Source organism: Aquimarina sp. MAR_2010_214 (assembly GCF_002846555.1).
Lineage (GTDB): Bacteria > Bacteroidota > Bacteroidia > Flavobacteriales > Flavobacteriaceae > Aquimarina.
The window spans coordinates 4,742,891-4,764,868 of record NZ_PJMS01000001.1 but is presented as its reverse complement, the minus strand read 5'-3'; the positions used below and the strand labels follow the sequence as shown (position 1 = coordinate 4,764,868).

23 protein-coding genes are annotated in these 21,978 nt (G+C 32.7%); 5 read left to right on the top strand and 18 right to left on the bottom strand.

Annotated elements, in window-relative coordinates; translation table 11 throughout:
* Window positions 1-41 precede the first annotated feature (41 nt).
* A complete protein-coding gene (gene ytxJ / locus ATE84_RS20280) occupies window positions 42-437 on the top strand; it encodes a bacillithiol system redox-active protein YtxJ (protein WP_101449703.1) in 396 nt (131 codons plus the stop codon).
* Between the two features lies 1 nt (window position 438).
* Here ytxJ and ATE84_RS20275 read toward each other — a convergent pair whose 3' ends face one another.
* The 5 genes from ATE84_RS20275 to fahA form a co-directional block, all read right to left on the bottom strand.
* A complete protein-coding gene (locus tag ATE84_RS20275) occupies window positions 439-858 on the bottom strand; it encodes a group III truncated hemoglobin (RefSeq protein ID WP_101449702.1) in 420 nt (139 codons plus the stop codon).
* 41 nt (window positions 859-899) lie between these two features.
* The gene (locus ATE84_RS20270) at window positions 900-1,181 is read right to left on the bottom strand and encodes a hypothetical protein (protein ID WP_233195857.1); all 282 of its coding nucleotides are present in this window, start codon (window positions 1,179-1,181) and stop codon (window positions 900-902) included.
* Window positions 1,182-1,269: 88 nt separating this feature from the next.
* A complete protein-coding gene (locus ATE84_RS20265; protein WP_101449700.1) occupies window positions 1,270-1,869 on the bottom strand; it encodes a Crp/Fnr family transcriptional regulator in 600 nt (199 codons plus the stop codon).
* A 70-nt stretch (window positions 1,870-1,939) separates the two neighbouring features.
* Window positions 1,940-3,127, bottom strand: coding sequence for a hypothetical protein (locus ATE84_RS20260; protein ID WP_101451125.1), 1,188 nt, complete (start codon window positions 3,125-3,127; stop codon window positions 1,940-1,942).
* Between the two features lie 106 nt (window positions 3,128-3,233).
* Window positions 3,234-4,514, bottom strand: a complete 1,281-nt coding sequence (fahA, locus tag ATE84_RS20255) for a fumarylacetoacetase (protein ID WP_101449699.1) — start codon at window positions 4,512-4,514, stop codon at window positions 3,234-3,236.
* A 342-nt stretch (window positions 4,515-4,856) separates the two neighbouring features.
* Here fahA and glyA point away from each other — a divergent pair, with 342 nt between their 5' ends.
* The gene (gene glyA, locus ATE84_RS20250) at window positions 4,857-6,131 is read left to right on the top strand and encodes a serine hydroxymethyltransferase (RefSeq protein ID WP_101449698.1); all 1,275 of its coding nucleotides are present in this window, start codon (window positions 4,857-4,859) and stop codon (window positions 6,129-6,131) included.
* Window positions 6,132-6,200: 69 nt separating this feature from the next.
* Here glyA and ATE84_RS20245 read toward each other — a convergent pair whose 3' ends face one another.
* The 6 genes from ATE84_RS20245 to ATE84_RS20220 form a co-directional block, all read right to left on the bottom strand.
* The gene (locus tag ATE84_RS20245; RefSeq protein ID WP_101449697.1) at window positions 6,201-6,806 is read right to left on the bottom strand and encodes a carboxymuconolactone decarboxylase family protein; all 606 of its coding nucleotides are present in this window, start codon (window positions 6,804-6,806) and stop codon (window positions 6,201-6,203) included.
* A 2-nt stretch (window positions 6,807-6,808) separates the two neighbouring features.
* Window positions 6,809-7,324 (bottom strand): signal peptidase II, encoded by a 516-nt coding sequence (gene lspA / locus ATE84_RS20240; protein ID WP_101449696.1) that lies wholly within the window; start codon window positions 7,322-7,324, stop codon window positions 6,809-6,811.
* A gap of 52 nt (window positions 7,325-7,376) precedes the next feature.
* Window positions 7,377-7,913, bottom strand: a complete 537-nt coding sequence (locus tag ATE84_RS20235; protein WP_101449695.1) for a nuclear transport factor 2 family protein — start codon at window positions 7,911-7,913, stop codon at window positions 7,377-7,379.
* Between the two features lie 11 nt (window positions 7,914-7,924).
* Window positions 7,925-8,473: a GNAT family N-acetyltransferase gene (locus ATE84_RS20230; protein WP_101449694.1), complete on the bottom strand. Its 549-nt coding sequence runs from the start codon at window positions 8,471-8,473 to the stop codon at window positions 7,925-7,927.
* Window positions 8,474-8,665: 192 nt separating this feature from the next.
* The gene (locus ATE84_RS20225) at window positions 8,666-10,111 is read right to left on the bottom strand and encodes a hypothetical protein (protein WP_101449693.1); all 1,446 of its coding nucleotides are present in this window, start codon (window positions 10,109-10,111) and stop codon (window positions 8,666-8,668) included.
* A gap of 144 nt (window positions 10,112-10,255) precedes the next feature.
* Window positions 10,256-11,812, bottom strand: a complete 1,557-nt coding sequence (locus ATE84_RS20220) for a right-handed parallel beta-helix repeat-containing protein (protein ID WP_101449692.1) — start codon at window positions 11,810-11,812, stop codon at window positions 10,256-10,258.
* A 250-nt stretch (window positions 11,813-12,062) separates the two neighbouring features.
* On the opposite strand from ATE84_RS20220, the gene lpdA reads away from it, so the two are divergent.
* Window positions 12,063-13,469, top strand: coding sequence for a dihydrolipoyl dehydrogenase (gene lpdA / locus ATE84_RS20215; protein ID WP_101449691.1), 1,407 nt, complete (start codon window positions 12,063-12,065; stop codon window positions 13,467-13,469).
* A 96-nt stretch (window positions 13,470-13,565) separates the two neighbouring features.
* On the opposite strand, the gene ATE84_RS20210 is transcribed toward lpdA, so the two are convergent.
* Complete coding sequence (locus ATE84_RS20210; RefSeq protein WP_101449690.1) at window positions 13,566-14,276, bottom strand: LytTR family DNA-binding domain-containing protein; 711 nt, start codon at window positions 14,274-14,276, stop codon at window positions 13,566-13,568.
* Window positions 14,273-15,004, bottom strand: coding sequence for a sensor histidine kinase (locus ATE84_RS20205; protein WP_233195856.1), 732 nt, complete (start codon window positions 15,002-15,004; stop codon window positions 14,273-14,275). The genes ATE84_RS20210 and ATE84_RS20205 overlap by 4 nt, the downstream gene beginning before the upstream one ends.
* A gap of 556 nt (window positions 15,005-15,560) precedes the next feature.
* On the opposite strand from ATE84_RS20205, the gene ATE84_RS20200 reads away from it, so the two are divergent.
* Together ATE84_RS20200 and ATE84_RS20195 are read left to right on the top strand one after the other, a co-directional pair.
* Window positions 15,561-15,992: a MotA/TolQ/ExbB proton channel family protein gene (locus ATE84_RS20200; RefSeq protein WP_101449688.1), complete on the top strand. Its 432-nt coding sequence runs from the start codon at window positions 15,561-15,563 to the stop codon at window positions 15,990-15,992.
* A 233-nt stretch (window positions 15,993-16,225) separates the two neighbouring features.
* Window positions 16,226-17,545, top strand: a complete 1,320-nt coding sequence (locus ATE84_RS20195) for a serine hydrolase (RefSeq protein WP_158237311.1) — start codon at window positions 16,226-16,228, stop codon at window positions 17,543-17,545.
* Between the two features lie 66 nt (window positions 17,546-17,611).
* Here ATE84_RS20195 and ATE84_RS20190 read toward each other — a convergent pair whose 3' ends face one another.
* From ATE84_RS20190 to ATE84_RS20170, 5 genes are read right to left on the bottom strand one after another with little or no spacing between them, the layout of a single operon-like run.
* Window positions 17,612-17,851 carry a CDGSH iron-sulfur domain-containing protein gene (locus ATE84_RS20190; protein WP_101449686.1) on the bottom strand — a complete coding sequence of 80 codons (240 nt, stop codon included), beginning with the start codon at window positions 17,849-17,851 and terminating at the stop codon, window positions 17,612-17,614.
* Window positions 17,852-17,877: 26 nt separating this feature from the next.
* Entirely contained in the window at window positions 17,878-19,650 is a 1,773-nt protein-coding gene (locus ATE84_RS20185) for an ABC transporter ATP-binding protein (RefSeq protein WP_101449685.1), read from the bottom strand.
* A gap of 9 nt (window positions 19,651-19,659) precedes the next feature.
* A complete protein-coding gene (gene bla / locus ATE84_RS20180; protein WP_101449684.1) occupies window positions 19,660-20,403 on the bottom strand; it encodes a subclass B1 metallo-beta-lactamase in 744 nt (247 codons plus the stop codon).
* Window positions 20,404-20,417: 14 nt separating this feature from the next.
* Window positions 20,418-20,954, bottom strand: coding sequence for a metal-dependent hydrolase (locus ATE84_RS20175; protein WP_101449683.1), 537 nt, complete (start codon window positions 20,952-20,954; stop codon window positions 20,418-20,420).
* Window positions 20,955-20,978: 24 nt separating this feature from the next.
* Entirely contained in the window at window positions 20,979-21,971 is a 993-nt protein-coding gene (locus ATE84_RS20170) for a DUF1028 domain-containing protein (RefSeq protein ID WP_101449682.1), read from the bottom strand.
* Window positions 21,972-21,978 lie beyond the last annotated feature (7 nt).

The window sequence follows — 21,978 nt, the reverse complement described above, 5'->3', positions numbered from 1 at the left end:
TCATTTGATTAAGTTTGCGATAATTTGAATTAAGGAAAAAAATGGGAATATTTGGTAAATTATTTGGATCCGAAGAGAAGGAACCTAAACAGGAAAAACAAGCTTTGCCTTGGCAAGTGCTCAATTCTATTTCGCAATTAGCGGAAATTGAAGAAGCATCAAAGGCTAAAACTCAAGCTATTTTTAAGCATTCGACCCGTTGTGGTATTAGTAGCATGGTAATTCGTAATTTTGAAAACAGTTTTGATCTTACAGAAGATCAAATCGATTTATATTATCTCGATTTATTGAATCATCGTGATGTGTCTGCAGAAGTAGCTGCAAAGTTTCAAGTATTTCATGAATCGCCTCAATTTATTGTTATTAGAAATGGTGTTATGGTACACCATTCTTCGCATAGTATGATTACGCCCCAAGTATTACATCAGTTTGTATAAATTATTTATTAGGAACTATTTTCTGAGAAGGTCTATCCTGAAACATTTTTACAAATAATGTTGTGCTCATTTTTCTGGCGCGATTTTTAGCTAAAGTAGCAAGCTCACCATCAAAAAGGTCATCTATTGTGGTAATCCATAGTTGTAGCCATATTCCAAAATGTTCATTTGTGATACTATGGTTAAATGTTTGATCTACTTGTTTGTGGGCTTCAATTGGATTTCCTTTAAATTTTGGAACAAATAATAGGTTGGTTTCCCAAAAATCGGTTAACCGATCTAAGTGTTTATCCCAATCCTTTATTACATGATTAAAAATAGGGCCTAAACTCTTTTCTTTTCTGATTTTCTTATAAAATACAGCAACTAGCATTGCAACATCATCTCTGTTTCTGATATCATTTTTATAAATCACTGTCATTTGATTTTTGTTGTAAGAAATTATATTGTTCCTTATTTGTGCTAATAAAAAGTGATGTTAAGTAATACCAAGAGACTATTGATGAAGAGACTTGCAATTAATAAGTTGAATACAAACTTAGCTTTCATTTGAGCTAGAATAGATGCATTAAATGCCATACAAATAATTACACAAAGAGATAATTGAACGACTTGTGAAAAAGATCTTTCCTGCATAAGAATATACATTGCTGCAACAGATCCTAAACAACTGGAAAGAATGATCATTAATGGAATGTATGCCATATACATTTGCTTAAAATCGTTTAATAACTTTGAATACATAACAATTGTTTTTAGTGTTATTCAAAGGTATTTCAAGAAAGGGATCTGATTTTATGATCCTAATCATAAAGTAGACTGGAAGTGAAAATCACCGATATACTTTCCTGTCTTTAATAAAAAGCTCTCCTTTCTGCTCTAGTTTTTTGATACTTCGGATAACAGTTTCTACGCGCAATCCTGTTAGATCAGCAAGTTGTTGTCTGGTGAGTTCTACTTTGTATGTGTTTGATTCTGTTGCGCTATGATTACTGTTTTTTTTAAAATAATCAAGAATTCTAAGAATGCGATGTTCTGGCTCTTGGGTAGATATTTCAGAAACCATAATTGCTTTGTAATATAGTCGCAAAGCTAGCGTGCTGGTAAATTTATGATGTATATCAGGGTTTTCTTCTAGAAGTTTTAAGAATTTTTCTTTTGGTAATTGCCAGACTTCAGAATCTACAATAGCTTCTGCATTTGCAGGGTATTTAAAGTCTGCAAATAAAGGAGGTTCTGCAAAGCTTTTTTCTTTGGTAAAAATACCTTGTATGTATTCTTTCCCTTCCTGATTATAATTATTCATCTTGATCTCTCCAAGATGTACCTGATAGTAATAACGAGCCATAGAACCTTCTTGAAAAAGAAATTCTCCTCGTTTATACTTTTTTAATATTGCCCCTGAATTAAGTAAAATTATGTGATCGATCATATTAACAATTCTCTAGTATATAGTGCTAATCTGTTAAGATCAAATAGTATTATAATTATGGTATAATGTATTATTTAAAACGATAATTAGTAATAATGTTCTTTAATTTATTTTTTAAATCTTCTCCAGAATCATAAACCATCTGCTCATTAGAAGGAAATGGTACAGATTTCACACCTAGATACCCTAATAAAGTATCTTCCAAAGCTCGTTTATCTCCATTGTAATTTGCATAAATATGCTGAAAAACATATTCACTTGCAATAGGAAAAGCATCTAAGAGTTGTTTTGTTCTTAAGTTTTTGTACTGAACATTACCTACAACGTTAGTAGCTTTAAACTGTGTGAATTCATAATATTCACAATGTACCTTTACCATTCTGTCTACTTTTACTTTTTCACCTTTATCATCAATCACGATTTCATCATTTTCATCCAACAGATATTCCCAGCCATCTTTAACCAATTTTTCTTTTTGTAGCTGACGTTCTTTGATTTGTTCTGGAGATATATTAATTTCTCTTAATTCTACTTCCATAGCATAATCATAAGGAATAGATTTTTGAGGTTGACTGTGGTATACTGTCCATTGATCATTAAGGCCATAGGTGCCAAAATTGAGTAAGTCACTTTCTAGTCTTTTAGGAATAATAACATCGGTTCTATTTTTCATTGTTACCTTTACAAAATCAGTCCCTTTTTGGTGAGCATCATCAATCATCTCCCGGGTATTTTTGTAGTTAGGAGTGATTTTGTTAAGATAAATCAGGTCATCATATACGGCTCTATAATCTGTTTTTCTTTTGGCAGATGTTAATAAAGCTTTAGCGTTATTATATAAGTATTGAGAAAGCCTATCTTTTGTATCTATAATCTTTTGATCGTAGTTATGTAGTACGAAATTAGCATTTCGACCTTCTTCAATAAGGTACAAGGGTAACAATGGTTTTATACGTTCTTGTCTATTCTTTAGCGATACATAAGTGTTGTAAATACGTTCAAGATTAGCAGGATTCCCTTCTTTTTCTAAATATGCAATGGCATTGTTGTCCCGATCAAGAGCTTTTGCATATGCCTGTTCGAGCATTAGGATAATAGGCTGCTTTCCTTTTTTGCCTTTATTTGTCCTAAGTTTGTTTAGAGCAATATTTATCGCTTGATTATAATTTCCTGTATTAAGTGCCTTTTCAGTTTTCTTAACACTGCTACATGAAGAAATAATTGTAGTTATAAGTAGTAGAAGTAGTAGTTTTTTCATATCAATAATATTTTGATTTGGGTATTGAAAACAACTTTGATGCCAAAAGATAATAAAAAAACCTCGAAAGTTGTTTTTCGAGGTTATATAATGGTTTGCAGTTTTTTTATTTTTTAAATACAGGAAGTAGTTTGGTAGAGACTTCTCCAAAACCAATTCGTACTCCCTCTTTTTCGCAGTATCCTCTCATAATCACCGTATCATTATCATCAATAAACTTACGACTACCTCCTTCATCAAGTTGTAGAGGTTTTTCTCCACGCCAGCTTAACTCTAACATTGATCCATATGAATCAGGTGTTGGTCCGGATAAAGTTCCGCTACCCATAAGGTCACCAGAATTAACAGGACATCCATTTACAGTATGATGTGTAAGTTGTTGTGCCATTGTCCAGTACATATGTTTAAAATTACTTCTGGAAACAACAGTTTCTGCTGCTTTTTCTGGTTGAATAGCAACTTCTAGGTTTATATCAAAACTTTTCTTTCCTTTAGATTGAAGGTAGGGCAATTGTTTTTTTAATGGTTTAGGTCCGTTTGTTCTATAGGGTTCTAATGCATCAAGAGTTACTATCCAAGGGGATATAGATGAAGCAAAGTTTTTACCTAAAAATGGGCCTAGCGGAACATATTCCCATTTCTGAATATCCCGGGCACTCCAATCATTAAATAATACCATTCCAAATATATAATCTTCTGCCTCTTCGATAGGTATTGGTTCTCCTAATTGATTAGCATCGGTAGTGATGAAAGCCATTTCAAGTTCAAAATCCACTAATCTCGAAGGGCCAAAAATAGGCTCCTTTGCACCATTGATTAATTTTTGACCTTGCGGGCGATGAACCGGGATGCCAGAGGGAATAACCGAACTACTGCGACCGTGATATCCAACAGGCATATGTAGCCAATTAGGAAGCAAAGCATTTTCGGGGTCCCTAAACATTTTTCCTACGTTAGTAGCATGTTCTATACTGCTATAAAAATCAGTGTAATCTCCAATTCTAACAGGTAATTGCATTTCAATTTCATCTAAAGAGAATAAAACCTCTTGTCTATGCTTTTCATTATTTTTTAAGGAGTTGTTTTCTGTATCAAATATTTCAGCAATTCTATTACGAACCAATCTCCATGTCTTTTTTCCATCAGAAATAAAATCATTTAAAGAATCTTGTAAGAAGATATCATCTGTTAATGGGATTCCATCAAAATAACCGAGTTGATGAAGTGCTCCAAGGTCAATAGCAGTATCACCAATTCTGGTTCCTATAGTAATAATATCATCTCTGGTAAGAAATACACCAAAAGGAATATTTTGTATAGGGAAATCAGTATTAGGAAGTGTTTTAATCCATGTCTTTCTATCTGGATAATTTGCAGTTATGGGCATTATTGTTCTTTTATATGTTGTTGGTAATTTCTATGATCAAATATATAATTTTCGGATGGTTAAAAGTTTTTAATTATGTGAAAAATAATTAAAATAATGATAAGATATGTTATTAATGGTACAATACCAAGGAGGGATTGCCGATTTATTGAGTTTTTTTGAAATATAAAACGTTTTACTTCGTAATGTTTGATCAGTATTAATGTAAAATTATCAGTGATGTATGGCAAGAAACATTAATTTAGAAAAAGAATAAGATGTTCTTATTTATTAGGGGGTATTTACATCGATTTAAAGAATGTATTTCCTATTTTTACGCCTTTACTAATAAATAATGAATTCATGCAACGCGACGAACAAATTTTTGATTTAATTCAGGACGAAAAAGAACGTCAAATCAACGGATTAGAACTTATTGCTTCAGAAAACTTTGTGAGTGAACAAGTAATGGAAGCTGCTGGGTCTGTACTAACTAATAAATATGCCGAAGGATATCCTGGTAAACGTTATTATGGCGGATGCGCCGTAGTAGATGTTATAGAGCAGATTGCTATTGACCGAGCTAAAGAATTGTTTGGAGCAGCATATGCTAATGTGCAACCTCATTCTGGTTCGCAAGCTAATACAGCAGTATATCATGCATGCCTTAAGCCAGGCGATAAAATATTAGGTTTTGATCTTTCTCATGGAGGACACTTGACTCATGGTTCACCAGTTAATTTCTCTGGGAAATTATACAATCCTGTTTTTTATGGGGTAGAGAAGGAGACAGGAAGATTAAATTATGATAAGATTCAGGAAATCGCTACCGCAGAAAAACCACAGTTGATTATTGCTGGGGCATCTGCTTATTCACGAGAAATTGATTATAAAAGATTTAGAGAGATTGCGGATAGTGTAGGAGCAATTCTTTTTGCTGATATTGCTCATCCAGCAGGATTGATTGCAAAAGGAATAATTTCGGATCCTGTACCGCATTGTCATGTAGTAACTACGACAACTCATAAAACATTAAGAGGACCAAGAGGAGGTCTTATTTTAATGGGAGAAGATTTTGAAAACCCTTTCGGAATCACCTTAAAAAGTGGTAAAAAACGAATGATGTCCTCCTTATTTGATAGTGCAGTATTCCCTGGTAATCAGGGAGGGCCATTAGAGCATATTATTGCTGCAAAAGCAATTGCTTTTGGAGAAGCATTAACAGACGAGTTTTTACATTATATCGTGCAAGTAAAGAAAAATGCAGCAGTTATGGCTGAAGCGTTTGTGAAGAAAGGATATGAAGTTATTTCTGGAGGTACCGATAATCATATGATGCTTATCGATTTACGAAATAAAGGAGTGACAGGAAAACAAGCAGAAGAAGCATTGGGAGTAGCAGAAATTACTGTAAATAAAAATATGGTACCGTTTGATGATAAGTCTCCGTTTGTAACATCTGGAATTCGTATTGGGGTAGCTGCAGTTACCACTCGCGGATTGAGAGAAAATGATATGATAGCTATTGTTGAATTGATCGATCAGGTAATCCAAAATGTTGAGGATGAAGAAAAACTACATGCTATCGCAGATGATGTAAATGCAATGATGGCAGATAAGCCTTTATTTGTAGGGTAGATGAAATATTTATAAAACAAAAAACGCATGGCTTTTTAACCATGCGTTTTTTGTTTTTTTTATCTATATTTAAGAATGACTCCAGTTCTGGGCATCATCACTATTATTTGGTGAAAGCCCTATAATATCTCCATCCGTATTTACTCCCAAGCCAACTACAGTCCTGTTTACATAATTAAAATAACTCACTACCTGATTGATTTCCAGAATCTCACCATCAGATAATTTTTGTTCTCTAAGACCATGAATATCTGATTCGGTAATAGTATGGTGTGATAGCGTTAATTTCTTAGCATATTGAAGGCCTGCCAAATATTGATATTTAAAATGATTTTGCAATTCATCTTTGGATAAACAGGATAAAATTTCCTGAAACTTGGTATCATCATTTAATAGTCGTTTTAATCCAATTGAGTGATGATCTACACAATAACTGCACTGATTTAAACTACTTACATAAACACCAAGAGTCTCTAAATACCATTTGGGTAATGTGTTATTAGAGTTATGTAATACGTTTTTGTATAGACCCATATGACCAACCAGAGTATGTGGTCGTAAACTGTGTATAGATAATACATTATCTATGTTATTATTAGGACCTTTAATACGGTCATATAATTTCTTTAATTGACCAGTTGCATCGGCATACGATATTTCTTTAATCCAACTCATTGTTATTGAAGTTTTTCTTTAAATATAGCGCTCTTTTTATCAAAAAAAGTAGAGATCAATACTAAAATTGATCCCAAAAAAATAGAAACATCGGCAAGGTTAAATATTTCAGTTTTTATGATTCCTAAATCTAAAATCAAAAAATCGGTTACAGATCCATATACAATACGATCAAAAAGATTTCCGATTCCGCCACCAATAATAAAAGCAAAACCTATAATTGTTTCTCTAGAATAATTTGTCTTAATTAATATCTGTCTTAATAATAGTAATAAAACTAATATCGGAAGAACTTGCAATAAAAATATTTTTAAGATAGGAGCTAAATCTGATCCCAAACTATAGGCAGCTCCTGTGTTTTCGACTTTAGTCAATACAAAATTATCCTTAAAAACTTCTATACGTTCATAAGGTTCAATCGCTTGCCGAACAACATTCTTTGAAATCTGATCACAACTAATATTCAGTAAAACCAGAGAAAGAATGAATACAATTCTTATATTTCTTGTAATCTTCATGTGTACAATTATAATACGTATTTTTCAAATGTAATAGAAACTTCAGACTATATTAGCGTTTCCAGTATGTTTTATATTCAGAAATAGAAAAAGCTGTATCATAATTATCTTTATTGATACTTTTATTTTCGTTAGAGTCATAATCCATCCATATTTTCCAATCTCCATCTTCCATTTTTAATACAACATGAAACTGACCATAGGAGTATTTTGTTTGATTATTATCGTTAATATAAGTAACTCTATAAATTCCTCTGTCAGAAACCAGTGAATCAGAATAGATTCTTTCAAATAGTCTAAAGTCAATTGGAGCCGATTTTTTTGAAGGAACACTCCATCGTTTTTGATACCCTTTTAAATAAACATTTGCTTTTTCGATTTTACCGCCATTTCCCGAAATTCGAATCATTTCTTTACTATGTATAGAAGCAAATAAGTCATAATCTAAAGTTTCGAATGCTTTAGAGAAGTTACCATACATATCTGCATTAATTTTTTCATGTATAGCATCTTCTTCTTGTGCAACAGCTACCTGTATAAAAGATAGGAAAGCAATTAGTGCTACAGGTATGACTTTAAATTTTAACATAGTCATTGTTTTTAAATTATTCTAGTATCCCTTTTTCTTTCGTATAGCACGCAGTTTTTCAGTCGCTTATTATCTAGTAATTTGGGGTGCTCAAAAGTTTCGATTTGCCTCATCCCGATCTTTTTCATGATTAATTCTGATTTTATGTTAATCGCTGGTGCAACAGAATAGATTTTATCTAATCCAATGGTATTAAAACCAAAATCTAAACAAGCTTTAGCACCTTCAGTAGCATAGCCTTTGTTCCAGATACTTTTTTTTAGTCGCCAACCAATATCAACAAAAGGCCCTCGTTTTTCTAAATAGTTTTGTTCACATAAACCTATAAATCCTATAAGTTCTGCATTATCCAGGAGATCAACAGCAAAATAACAAAACCCTTTTTTTGTATACATTTCTTGCATTCTTATAATAAATGCCTTGGTGTCTTCTTTTGATGGTTTAAACGGAAAAAACTCCATTACATCGTCATCATTATTGATTTCGGCTAATGCTTCTAAGTCATCAAGAGTCCAATTACGGAAACCTAATCGTTGAGAGGTAAAAATGTATGAATTCATTGTAGTAAACTGAAAAATAGATTATATGTATTCGTTTTTTTTAACGTATTCAAATGTAATGATTTGTAACCTTTATTGTTTAAATTTTGAAAATTCTTGGGATGAGTCGAGTTTGATATGTAGTGAAATAGAAAACTGCTCGTGTTTTAGAATAGGAAACACGAGCAGTTTTAGTTGGATTGAATATAGAAATTATTCTTTTCTCATGAACTGTTCGTTAAATTCTTTGATTTTTAATGCATTGATTTCATCATGTGTTTTTCCTGCACCATGTTGCAGATATGCATTAAATATATGACTTAAGTATAATGGTGATTTGGCTTTGTCTTCGTCAAAATTCTCTGAGTTATGGCAAACAAAGCAATTTACCAGATTATTTACAGTAATATCATGTACATCGCTCTGGAAAGTCTGTGTATAGGTTTCCATAGTAAGATTAGAAAGGTTTAAAGATCCTCTGGCAATAGATCCTTTTGTGGCTTTTGATATATTACCAGCTAATTTTTGGATAGTATCAGCTTGTTTTTTTGGAGATAGTCCATCGGTATCGATCCAAATCCCTCCGTTATAAAAATAATTTTTCCAAACATCCTGAAGTTTTGAAGTAACACAAGAATTAATAGTTCTAATGTTGTCATAATTTTTTGGTTCTTTTTGACTGGTTTCCATAAAACCGTTCCCTTGCGTTCTGGGAACACCAAATTCGAAAAGCGTAAACGCTTTATTAGGTTCTTTAGGCTCTTTTGTAATAGTATCCCAAGTAATTGCATCTAAAGATGAAGTACTTCCTTTGCCAAATAATAATTTTTCATCGGTAGAAGAAACTATATTAGTACTCCAGTCATAGTGTGGAGCCATATCATTATGTTCAAAAGTAGCCCATATAAATTCTGGATGGTTTATGACTACACCAACTACATGCATTCCTAGTAAAGCAACATCACTTTTAACATATGCACCATTTTCATAAATAGCTGCTTTGGTTTGGTAATATGTGGAGAGTTTATCTGTTGGGATTGCACTGGTTTTTACCCATGAAACTTTTAATTCTAATGACCCTATAGGAAATGTTTCGGTATTATTTGGAGAAATAGACCTATCCAGAATGGCTGTTTTAAAATGATCAGCAGCAACTTTTAAGGTATCGTCAATATGAATAGAATAGTAAACAGTATCAGACTTACTAATACTCGAATTAAATTGAGAATTGGTTTTTAAGATGCCATCAGAACCAGCTTGCTCTATATCTTTAAGAACTAAAGATAATCCTGACTGAGGTTCTACGGGGATCATTAAATCACTAACCTGTATTAACTTGTTTTCGAAAACAGTTTTTCCGTTTTCAGGTTTGGTTAACCACAAAAATTTTTGCCAGGACCATTGCTGAAAAATACAATTCGTTGTATTGATGGTATCAAATGGGCTTCCTTTACCTTCTTCTGGAGGAGGGGTTTGACTGTGAGGAAACCAGGTAGGTTCGCAATTGCAATCCTTACTTTTTTCCTGAATATTCTCATAAGCAATGGGTTCTTTATCTGTCTTTTCCTTTTTGTCTGTTTTACATGAAATAACAATGATGAAGATAACAAGACAAGCCACTAATAAGGAACTTGCAAGGTTGGTAAATTTAGTTTTCATTTGTGTAAAGATTAGTTAATAATATGGTTGTATATCAAATCTAATCTTTATTAGAATGGTTTCCTATAAGTAAAAATACGGGGTTTGGAACACTCTTATTATTCTAATTGAAAGTGATTTTATATTCTTTTCAACAAGAATGCATCAATTCTTTCCTTCAAAAACAGTGCTTTCATATGCTCCAATATCAGGAGTTGTAGTATTACGAATAGTTCCTAAAATATCAGTTCCCATGGTTGGAGTAGAAGCTTTTCCATTAGCAGCAGAACTTTCACCAATATTCAGCATATTTTTAAATGGAGTTTTAAAATCAGGTTCTTCATTCAAAATAATATTTTCAAACAGATTGGTATTGGTGAAATCATACAATGGATTACCAACAAACAAATCATTAAGATCATTGAACTTAACTAAACAGTTTTTAAAATTGTAATTGAATGCAGTGCCATCAATTTTACTTAACACTAATTCTAATTCTTGATTACCATAAATAATACAGTTTGTGAAATTGGCTTCAAGTAAATCTGCAACAACTATATCGGTTCCATTTACTCGTAGATTGTTATCAATCAATACTGTTGGAAGTTCTCTAAAACCAGTTCCAATATTAGAATAATTTGTAAATGTACAGTGGTTAAAATTATAAGTTCCACCCAGGGAACAGTTAAGTGATACTTGTCCGGCATTGTTAATTACCAGATTTTCTCCTAGCACATTACCTGTACGAGCCAGAAGTCCCACATTAGAGCTATTATAAATCTGGGTGTTTTTAATAGTAAGTGTAGGGTTTGCACCTCCATCATTAGAGTCCATAAGTATTCCTACCGTTGCATTTTTTATGGTTGCATGATTTATAGTGTGACCTGTACTTCCTGCAGTAAGCCAGATAGTTCCCCATTGCCCCGGGATATCACTAAAACCAGATTCTAGGCGATCACCTTCAAAAATAACTTCGTTTTCAAGAAGCTTTGGATCGGTACTTAATTCACCATTTACAGTCAAGGTAGCGCCGTTTGCGGCTATAATTCCAGAGTTATTATGAAAGTGTATTCTTGCTCCTGCATCTATAGTAAGCGTTTTGCCACTAGGTATAGCTGCATATCCATAAATTACGTAAGGTTTTTCGTTGGTGAAGTTAAGTTGAGTATCGTCTAGAAAGAAACCTTCAATTCTGATTTCGTTATTTTCATTATCAAGACCGAGTAATAAAGTTTCTTTTTCACCTGTCATAGCATCCCGAGAAGGAAACAAAAGCATAGCGTCTTTTATTAGTGTTACCAGATCTACATCTTGTTGATTTCCTCCTGCATCAAATACCACCCGATCTGTGTATAAAAACTCTACATCTGCTGTTTGACTGGTAATGTCGGTTGTCGTTTCTACAAAAACAAAAATACTATCCTTGGCTAAAACCTGAATATTCTCAAAGGATTTCCCAGGAATACCATCAACATTAAGCCTGTAGTTCGAACTTTCGCCACGCTCTAGTGCAATTGCTGGGATTGTAAAATCGTCATTAGTACGGTTATATACTTTAAAGCTATATGTACTGGAACCAATATTGGTGAAAATGGTGTCTAGAAATAGGGTATCTGTCGAGAATTTTAAATTTCCTGTACTTGGGCCTGACTCAAAATCATTACGACAGGAACTCCATAAAACTAATACAGCAAGCAAAAAAAGAGTTGATAGATAACGCATAATTATAGTAATAGGTCTTTAAGAATAAATAAAGTATTGAAGCTGCAAATTAGCAAAGATTTTTCTTTTTTAACGGCTTCATTATCTCATTCTTTCATTAATTCATTCTTTCTATGAATTAAAGTATAACTTTTTGATTGCTCTAATATTGCTTTATAATAAAAATTTGATAAGATCAGTGCTTCTGTAAGAAGTAAAACATTTGTACATTTGTTATTCATAATTAACACGCACAACATAATAATCTATTATGAGTACATATGATGTAGCCGTAATTGGCTCTGGACCTGGTGGATATGTGGCCGCTATTCGATGCGCACAACTAGGAATGAAAACCGCAATAATCGAAAAATATTCAACACTTGGAGGAACTTGTCTTAATGTAGGGTGTATCCCTAGTAAAGCATTGTTAGATTCTTCTCACCACTATGAGCATGCTGTAAAGCATTTTGCAGATCACGGGATCGAGATTCCGGGTGATGTAAAAATTAATCTGGAAAAGATGATTGCCCGTAAGCAAACTGTGGTAGATCAGAATTGTGAAGGGGTTAGTTATTTGATGAAAAAAAATAAAATAGATGTTTTTGAAGGAGTAGGAGCTTTTAAGGATGCTACACATGTAAATATTACAAAAGCAGATGGTACTGTAGAAACGATTGAAGCAAAAAATACGATTATTGCTACAGGTTCTAAACCATCAACTTTACCGTTTATCAAAATCGATAAGAAAAGAGTAATTACATCTACCGAAACTCTTAAATTAAAAGAAGTACCAAAACACCTTGTCGTTATAGGAGGAGGAGTGATAGGACTAGAATTAGGTCAGGTTTATCGTCGTTTGGGAGCTGATGTTTCTGTAATAGAATATATGGATAGAATCATTCCTGGAATGGATAAAGCACTATCTAGAGAGTTACAAAAAGTATTGAAAAAACAAGGAGTTAAGTTTTATACCGCTCATAAAGTAACTAATGTAAAGGCTACTGCTAAAGAAGTAGTGATAACTGCAGATGATAAAAAAGGAAATCCAGTAGATTTTAAAGGAGATTACTGTTTGGTATCTGTAGGAAGAAGACCATATACCGATGGATTAAATGCTGAAGCTGCAGGAGTAAAACTCAATGATAGAGGACAAGTTGAGGTTAACGATCACTTACAAACCAGTGCTTCTAATATCTATGCGATAGGAGATGTAATAAAAGGAGCCATGCTGGCTCATAAAGCTGAAGAAGAAGGTGTTTTTGTAGCCGAGACCTTGGCAGGACAGAAACCACATATTGATTATAATCTTATTCCTGGGGTAGTATACACTTGGCCAGAAGTAGCTGCAGTCGGTAAAACTGAAGAAGAACTAAAAGAAGCTGGGGTAAAATATAAATCAGGTCAATTTTCTTTTAGAGCACTAGGTAGATCTCGTGCCAGTGGTGATCTTGATGGTTTTGTTAAAATACTTGCCGATGAGACTACAGATGAGGTATTAGGTGTTCACATGATAGGAGCACGTTGTGCAGATCTTATTGCCGAAGCAGTAACTGCGATGGAATTTAGAGCATCTGCCGAAGATATTTCTCGTATGTCTCATGCACATCCAACGTTTGCAGAAGCAGTAAAAGAAGCTGCACTTGCTGCCACTGATAATAGAGCATTACACTCTTAATCAAATTAGTAAAACACATATAAATTAATGTCAAACTGAGCCTGTTGAAACTTTTATAGTTTTTAACAGGTTTAGATGGCATAGTAACATCTATAGTTACATATTCTCTAATCTTGCCAATACTTCAGGTTTGTAATTTCTACTAATAGGGATAGACTTATGATCAACTATGATTTCTTCATTAGAAAATGAATCTATCCTCGAAATAGAAATAATATAAGATCGATGGGTTCGCATGAAATATTGCTGCGGTAATTTCGATTCGATAGTGCTTATTGTTTCTCTAGTGATAATAGTATTTGATGAACAATGGATTTTTACATAATCACTATAACTTTCGATATAAATGATTTCAGAAAAATCAACTTTTTTCATCCTTCGATCTGATCGAACAAAAATGAATTCATTAGAACTGGTTTCTATAATTTTTGGCGACTCTTCTTTGTGATATACTTCAAAATAATTATGTATAGCATTTAATAATCGTTCGTAGGCAATAGGTTTTAATAAATAATCTACTGCATGTAGATCAAAGCCTTCAATTGCATATTCGCGATAAGCAGTAGTAAATATAATTTTGATATCCTTATTAATAGATTTTGCAAAAGAAATACCCGAAATCTCCGGCATATTGATGTCCAGAAAAATAAGATCCACTTTCTGAGTGTTAATACAATTAAAAGCTTCTAATGCATTACTACACGTTGCCACAACCTCAATACTATCAATTTTTGATAGATGAGAGGCGATAATCTCGCGCGCAGTAGGCTCATCATCTACTATGATACAGGATATTTTAGTGCTCATTGACTTTTTGGTTTAGAAGTGTTTAGTTTCAATTCGACATTATGCCACTGTTCATTTTTAGAAATTAATAACTCATGGTTATCATTATACAATGAAGAAAGTCTTTTTTTTATATTAGATAAACCAATTCCATCCTGATCATTTTTTGATGAACTATAAATTGAATTCTTAATACTAAAATGCACTACACTATTTATATGAGTTAATTTCATATGAATAGACATTTTTTTGTTCCTTATTTGACCATGTTTAAAACTATTTTCTACAAATGGAATTAAAAGCATAGGTGCAATTTGAATAGAATTATTTACGTCTTCAAAATTTGTAATTATATCTAAAGTATTACTAAACCTCATTTTTTCTAGCGAAATATAATCTTTAATATGATCAAGTTCTTGTTTTAGGGGTACCAGCGGTTTATCGACTTGATATAAAAGATAATCTAATAAATTAGAGAGTTTCAGGATCATTTCTGGAGTTTCTTCAGATTTTTTTAGTGCAAACCCATACATCGTATTTAGAGTATTGAATAAAAAATGAGGATGAATTTGCATTTTGAGATAGTGTAATTCTTGCTCTTTGAGTTTAAGTTGAGCTTCTAAAATTTTATGTTGCAGTTCTTGATTTGTTGAGTTTGATTTATAATTATGTTTTACCAAACTAAAAGCACTTACCAATGCAACAATAATATATACAGCAATCATTACAGCAAGAATACTCTTACTCATAGGAGCCATTCCATTAAGTTTAAACCCAGAAAGAAAGATCAACCCATAAAAAATAGAGATGATAATTAAGTAGGCTGATAAAATGAAAGTGTATATGCTGTATAAAACTAAAAGGCCATATTTTTTTAACAATACATACTTAGGAATCAAATAATAGATAACGACATAGGTTGTAATTATGGTTACAGGCATTAAGAATGCAGAAAAAGAAAATACATAATTAATGTTACTGCTTTTATAGCTAAAAAAATGGGTGTAGAAAAATAGCACCCCTATCCAAAATATAATATGGAGTATTATTTGTATTGCTTTTTTTAGGATGAATTTATTAGAAATCATAATAGAAGTACAATATCCGTATTTTTTATTTTTAAGATACTATTTTAAGTTGAATGACAGAATTAAAACCTTTTTTGACGGTATTCAATAAAAAAATAGCAAAAAACAAGTTGATTATGTTTAAAACAGCGCTAGTTTGGTAGGTGGACGAAAAAAAATAAGTTAAATCTTATTTGACCTTAGTTTTGGGTATCTTTAATTAAACAATAGAACACTTATGTTATATAGAATTGTTATATCATTGGTTTTTATACAATCACAAAACCATTCTTTCTTTGCTCATATCGTTCATCTATTAAAGGATGGAGGATTTTTTTTTATGCTACCTATATTAATGATGTTTTTTGTAGTACTATCCTTAGTAATTAAAAATGTAATAGTATTTAGGAAAGAAAAAATACTTTCGAAAAAGCATATTCAGCTAATTAATTCTATAGGGCTTTTAACATTAGTATGGGGAGTATTAGGACAATTGCTAGGTCTTGTAGGAGCATTAGATAATATTGATATGTTTGGCGAACCCTCAATAGAAATATTAGCAACAGGTCTTAAAATGTCTACGTTGCCAACAATATTTGGATGTTTTGTTTTTGTAGTTTCCAGAGGAGCTACAATTATTTTTACATGGATCAATAAAGAAATAGAATAGGAGTTAGGTATAAAATAAACTACAATTATTCATTCAAAAACAAAACACGATACAGTAATAGATATTCATTTTTAATGATAAAGGTAGCTAAGCATTCTTGTAATGTTATCTTATCAAAATCAACAAACAATAATATAAAATCCTTTGATCGTAGCATATTTAGAATCAAATGTCCCTTGGTTTTAAGTTTCTATACAGGCTTTTTATTGCAATTAAACAAAATTTTAAATACGATGATTAAAAAGATAATAATGATAGCTTTTTTGATAAGTTACGGTAGCAATGCTCAAACCTTTAACAAAGTAAAGTTGGATAGTTTATTTATGATGATCGAGTCAAATAATTTAGGAATGGGGAGCTTTTCCATTTTTAAAGAAGGAAAAGAAATATACCAAAAGTCTATAGGCTATTCTGATGTAATCAATAAAGCTAAAAATAACAAAGAAACAAAATATAGAATAGGTTCTATTACAAAAACATTTACGGCTACTATAATTACAAAATTGGTTGAAGAAGGAAAATTGAGTTTTAATACAGCCTTAAATATATATTTTCCTAACATCCCTAATGCAAAGAAAATAACGATTGAGAATTTATTAAGGCATCAAAGTGGTTTGTTTAATATAACAGAACAAGAGAATTTTGCATCTTGGATAATAACCCCTAAAAGTAGAGAACAGATGTTGGGTCGTATTATAAAAAACGGAACTGTATTTGAACCAGGAAAAGAAACAAAATACTCTAATACAAATTTTATTTTACTTTCTTATATAGCAGAGGATATTGAAAATAAATCTTTTGCCAAAATTTTAGAATCTAGAATCATTAAGCCACTTAAACTAAAGAGAACAGAATATGGTAAAAAGATAAGATCAAAAAATAATGAAGCATTGCCCTACTTTGAAGAGGATTCTAAATGGGAATTAATAAAAAATCGAACTGATTTGAGTGGTCCCATAGGAGCCGGAGCTATCGTGTCGACAGCTTCAGAGTTAAATGTTTTTTTTGAAAACTTGTTTTCGGGGGAATTAGTTTCGAATACTTCTTTAGGGCAAATGATGGATACATCAACCGGAATGGGAATGGGATTAGATGGAAATGTATTGTATGATAAACAAATATATGGACATGATGGAGCTATTGATGGGTTTCAGTCCTTATCGATTTATTTGCCAAAAGAGAAATTGGCTGTTACCTACATTGCTAATGGAGTTGTGATGTCACCAAAAAACAGCATACTAACTGCTTTGAAAATTTATTTTGGGATAGACAATAAACTTTCAGAGAAACCAGCTTTAACATTAAAGCCAGAAGAACTTGAAATATATTTAGGGGTTTATAAAGGAGGAACTTTTCCTTTTGAAATTAAGGTGACCAAAGAAGATACGGCTTTGATTATACATGCAAAAAATGGACCTACGTTTCCTCTGGAAGCTTATGATAAAGACAAATTTAGATCTGAACCATATGAGGTAAAGATGGAGTTTTTTCCTAATCAAAATAAAATGATTTTGGATTTGAAAGGTAAACGATCAGAGTTTATAAGAGAGTAAGAGTTTCAAAAAAGCGGTTAATTATAAAAACCTGTATCATGATAGCATGTATACAGGTTTTTTTGTTTAATTATTGTGTGATCCATCGCAGTATGGAGGATTATTGGTCTGTTTACAGGTACATAAATAAGCCTCTTTGGTTTCTTCTACACAAAAAATGATAGGAGGAGAACCTCCTGCTTTTTTATGATTACCATTGCAAAACGGTTGATCTGTACTATGACCACAAGAACACCAAGCATAGTTTTTGTCAACCTCTAATTGGCATGCGATTGGTGCATTACCACCTCTAATGTTATTTTTCATAAGCTTGATTTTGTATTCTAAAAATACTAAATTCTAGCTTGATATGTGTATAGATCAAAATATCTACCTTTTGCAGCAATAAGTTCATCATGATTACCGTATTCTGCTATGTTACCAGATTCGATAACCAAAATTTGATCTGCTTTTTTGATCGTACTTAATCTGTGTGCAATAACAAAAGTAGTTCTGCCTTTCATTAATTCACCAAGACTTTTTTGAATCAAAGCTTCGCTTTCTGTATCCAGATTTGATGTTGCTTCATCGAGAATAATAATTTTGGGATTAGCGAGAATAGCTCTTGCAATTGCAATTCGCTGTCGTTGTCCTCCAGAGAGTTTTACACCTCGTTCTCCTATCAGAGTATCTAAACCATCATCAAAACGATCTGTAAATTCATTTACATAAGCGGCCTCTACTGCTTGTTGTAATTGTATCTCTGTGGCATTTGGGCAAGGAAACAAAATATTCTCACGAATTGTTCCTTCAAATAAGAATTCATCTTGTAAAACTACACCAAGGTTACGTCGATAACTATGTAACTTTACTTTAGAAATATCATTATCATCAATAGTGATAGTTCCTGATTTTGGATTTAAAAATGTAGCTGCTAATCCGGCAATGGTAGACTTACCCGAACCAGAACTACCAACTAGAGCTGTTACAGATCCCGAGGGAGCTTTAAAACTAATGTTATGCAGTACTTCTTTTCCTTCTTCGTATGAAAATGAAACATTGTCAAAAATGATATTACCTTTTATATTTTCTAACGTGATATTTCGATCCTCTATTTCTTCTTCGGGAGTCATATTCATTAACTCTTCTGTACGATCCAGACCTGCTAGGGCTTCGGTTAACTGACTTCCGATATTACTCATTTGTACAATCGGGGCAATCATAAACCCGAGTAATAATGTGAAGGAAAGGAAATCTCCAATGGTTAACTCATCGATCATAATTTTATATCCACCAATCCCCATGATTCCGGTAGAAGCAATACCCAATAAAAACGTTGAAGAGCTAGTCATTAATGCTGTAGCCGTTAAACTCTTTTTTACATTTTGAAATAATCGATCAACTCCTTCTTCAAACGTTTTGTTTTCCTGTGCTTCGGCATTAAACCCTTTTATTACTCGTACTCCAGCAAGAGTTTCGGTCAATCTACCTTTAACTTCTGCATTGATAACTCCTCGTTTCCTAAAAATTGGTCGAATATATTTGAATGCTTTTAAAGCTACAATTCCGAATACAGATACGGGAACCAGCACAAATAATGTCATTGACGGGCTAATTCGGATAAGTAATACCAACGAAATAATAGCTGTAATTGTACCTCCAACCAATTGTACTAATCCGGTACCAATAAGATTTCTAACCCCTTCGACATCACTCATGATACGAGATACCAGTGCTCCGGATTTTGTGTTGTCAAAGAAACTAATAGGTAGGGAGAGTACTTTTTTCTGTACTTGCGCTCTCAATTCTGAAATTAGGAATTGTGCTTGTACACTTAGTATTCTGGTTAAAAGAAATGATGTTACTGCTTGTACCAGAATTGCTAGACCTACACCTATCAAAAGCATTTTTAGCATTTCGTAATCTTTTTTGGCAATCACATCATCCATTAGATATTTACTGGCCATAGGTAATACCAAACTAGCTAATCTACTTAGGACAATTAATAATAGTCCAATAAAAACAAGGTTCTTTCGTGGCCATATTATGGTTTTAAAAGCTTGCCCTATAGTTACTTTAGACTTCCTTTTGTCTTTTGGTGAAGTGTTATTTTGAAATTCTCTCATATTTTATCATTAAGCTTTAAATAGAGAAATAGTATACTCTAGTAACTCCTGTCCGCCATGAGCTCCATGCCCTGGTATTACAATTTCTACTTTGGGATACTTTTCTTTGATTTTAGAAACAGTAGTTGACCACTCTTTTACATTCGCGTCTCCAAGATATCCTTTCTTAGCTCCTTTTGATTTTATCAAACAACCGCCAAAGAGTACTTTTTCATCAGGAAAATAACTTATAACATTATCAGAAGTATGACCTTCTCCATAAAATGTATTGAATACCTTTTTCTTTCCAACTTTTAGTTCAAGATGTGTGTCAAATCCATTTTGAGGAATCGTATAATTTTTGTTTTTAGCTAAACGTATGGTTTCATTGCTGGCATATGAAGAAATGTTTCTGTTATGAAACTCCTTTAAACCACCTAAACAATCATCATGAAAATGTGTGGCAACGACTCCTTTGACTTTGCATTTTAAATTTTTTTGAACCCAATTTATTAATACTTCAGATACAGAGTCATTGGTTGGTGTATCAAATATCAATGCTTCATTGTTATCAATAATAATCATACCATTACAAGGTACTTTTCCAAAACTTTCGGTATTCAGATATGATGTATGAATATAGCTATGCTCATTAAGTTTTTTGATTTGAAGTTCTTCAGAGACTGTAATGACTTCATGTGTCTGATTTTTTTTGCATGAGTACATGCATAATAATACCACTAAAATAAATAGAGGCTTACTAATATTTTTCATTGTTTTTTTTGAAGTTAGTTTTTAGATTTTCTGATATAACGAATCACTAAGATATAAATACTTGCTGGTATCACGACCCAGATTAATTCACTTAACAATACTTTAAGCCCCCAGGTACTAAAAAACTTACTAGCGCCAATCGGAGATACTTGAATCGGTCTCCACGGAAAAAAATATCTGGTAGTATCAAAAGGAGAGAAGAACGCAATCCCGAGTCCTCCTGTGGTCATTGCATCAAGAACCCCATGAAGAGCTGTACAGATAGTAAAATATAAGATTAATCCAATCCCTGTAGTGGTAAATACCTTTTTAGAATAGAAAATAAGAGTGACTATGATTCCAAGAAATAAAGCAAAGAGTAATGAATGTGAAAACCCTCTATGTCCCCAAAAGCTTTCATACGTTATACCAAATTTAAAACCTATAACATCTGCATCAGGAAGGATTGAACAGATGATTCCTAATATCCATAGCTTTTTGGTATATAGCTCCTTTGAAAAACTTTTACCAAGTGCATATGCTGTAAATCCATGAGCAAAGATAGAGGCCAATGAGAATTCTGTTTTTAATTAATTTTATAAATTTATAATCTGATCAAGCTGTGCTTCTGATACTGTTAATAACCCGGATTTTGGGAGTCTTTTGGTAAGTTCTCTCCAGTTTTTATCTTGATCAAAAATTTGCTTAAATATAGGTAATGCTTCATTAAGCCTTTTATTATTTGCCAATGCTACTGCTTTCCAATACTTCATTTCTAAATTTTCAGGAAATAATTGTTCTGCAGCTCCATAGGCTTCGAGAGCTATTTCCATATCTCCAACTTCTACTGCCAGATCTCCTTTATTCATATATTCATAAGCTTTGTGTACTTGTAATAGGCGTTGTAATTCTACTAAGGGTGTAGCATGATCATCTACTCTTAGATTTACTTTTTTATCCTCCCAGGAATTTTTAGCTGGTTTTGCATTTACAACCACCAGTGCTGCAGATTGCTTACCTCTGATATCTCCTCCTGCTTCCTGAGCAGCTATAAGTACTTTGACTACACGATCTGCCAGAGGTAGGTCCTTATGTTCTTCAAAAGCCTTGGCCATTGCAGGAACCACTTTGTCATTAAGCATCATATTGGCTTGTACAGCATAGTTATCTCCAACGATATGATGTGCAGAGACAATACATTTTTCACCTGTAAAAGCAGCTGCATTACCTTTTACATCCAGAAAAGCTACTTGTCTGAAATCTTTTCCATCATCTTTTGCTACCAGAAGATCGAGTGCTTCTTTGGCACTTTTACCTTCAGACATAAGTTTAAGGCCGTTAGGGCCGTATGCCGGATTAACAAAAGATTGTGTTGCTACCACACCAACACCAGATTGACCCCAGGAAACAATCGACCCTACAGAAAACCAATGACTTTGCACTCCTACTGCCATTTCTCCCGTAGCCTTATCTCTGGCTACAATAGAAAAAGTATGTGCAAACTTTTCTTTATAGACTTGTTGAGCTTCCATCTGAAAAGATGTTAGAATAATGAAAAATATTCCTCCTTTTACTAGTAATGATCTCATAGCTATA

What these genes read in the sequence shown, in the direction of transcription:
- ATE84_RS20195 (WP_158237311.1), top strand. Translation starts at nt 16,226, where the DNA reads ATGATTAAAAAGATAATAATGATAGCTTTTTTGATAAGTTACGGTAGC.
- ATE84_RS20170 (WP_101449682.1), bottom strand. Translation starts at nt 21,971, where the DNA reads ATGAGATCATTACTAGTAAAAGGAGGAATATTTTTCATTATTCTAACA.
- ATE84_RS20200 (WP_101449688.1), top strand. Translation starts at nt 15,561, where the DNA reads ATGTTATATAGAATTGTTATATCATTGGTTTTTATACAATCACAAAAC.
- ATE84_RS20220 (WP_101449692.1), bottom strand. Translation starts at nt 11,812, where the DNA reads ATGCGTTATCTATCAACTCTTTTTTTGCTTGCTGTATTAGTTTTATGG.
- lpdA (WP_101449691.1), top strand. Translation starts at nt 12,063, where the DNA reads ATGAGTACATATGATGTAGCCGTAATTGGCTCTGGACCTGGTGGATAT.
- ATE84_RS20270 (WP_233195857.1), bottom strand. Translation starts at nt 1,181, where the DNA reads ATGTATTCAAAGTTATTAAACGATTTTAAGCAAATGTATATGGCATAC.
- ATE84_RS20275 (WP_101449702.1), bottom strand. Translation starts at nt 858, where the DNA reads ATGACAGTGATTTATAAAAATGATATCAGAAACAGAGATGATGTTGCA.
- ATE84_RS20235 (WP_101449695.1), bottom strand. Translation starts at nt 7,913, where the DNA reads ATGTTAAAATTTAAAGTCATACCTGTAGCACTAATTGCTTTCCTATCT.
- ATE84_RS20260 (WP_101451125.1), bottom strand. Translation starts at nt 3,127, where the DNA reads ATGAAAAAACTACTACTTCTACTACTTATAACTACAATTATTTCTTCA.
- fahA (WP_101449699.1), bottom strand. Translation starts at nt 4,514, where the DNA reads ATGCCCATAACTGCAAATTATCCAGATAGAAAGACATGGATTAAAACA.
- ATE84_RS20185 (WP_101449685.1), bottom strand. Translation starts at nt 19,650, where the DNA reads ATGAGAGAATTTCAAAATAACACTTCACCAAAAGACAAAAGGAAGTCT.
- ATE84_RS20190 (WP_101449686.1), bottom strand. Translation starts at nt 17,851, where the DNA reads ATGAAAAATAACATTAGAGGTGGTAATGCACCAATCGCATGCCAATTA.
- bla (WP_101449684.1), bottom strand. Translation starts at nt 20,403, where the DNA reads ATGAAAAATATTAGTAAGCCTCTATTTATTTTAGTGGTATTATTATGC.
- ytxJ (WP_101449703.1), top strand. Translation starts at nt 42, where the DNA reads ATGGGAATATTTGGTAAATTATTTGGATCCGAAGAGAAGGAACCTAAA.
- ATE84_RS20225 (WP_101449693.1), bottom strand. Translation starts at nt 10,111, where the DNA reads ATGAAAACTAAATTTACCAACCTTGCAAGTTCCTTATTAGTGGCTTGT.
- ATE84_RS20230 (WP_101449694.1), bottom strand. Translation starts at nt 8,473, where the DNA reads ATGAATTCATACATTTTTACCTCTCAACGATTAGGTTTCCGTAATTGG.
- lspA (WP_101449696.1), bottom strand. Translation starts at nt 7,324, where the DNA reads ATGAAGATTACAAGAAATATAAGAATTGTATTCATTCTTTCTCTGGTT.
- ATE84_RS20210 (WP_101449690.1), bottom strand. Translation starts at nt 14,276, where the DNA reads ATGAGCACTAAAATATCCTGTATCATAGTAGATGATGAGCCTACTGCG.
- ATE84_RS20205 (WP_233195856.1), bottom strand. Translation starts at nt 15,004, where the DNA reads ATGAGTAAGAGTATTCTTGCTGTAATGATTGCTGTATATATTATTGTT.
- glyA (WP_101449698.1), top strand. Translation starts at nt 4,857, where the DNA reads ATGCAACGCGACGAACAAATTTTTGATTTAATTCAGGACGAAAAAGAA.
- ATE84_RS20265 (WP_101449700.1), bottom strand. Translation starts at nt 1,869, where the DNA reads ATGATCGATCACATAATTTTACTTAATTCAGGGGCAATATTAAAAAAG.
- ATE84_RS20245 (WP_101449697.1), bottom strand. Translation starts at nt 6,806, where the DNA reads ATGAGTTGGATTAAAGAAATATCGTATGCCGATGCAACTGGTCAATTA.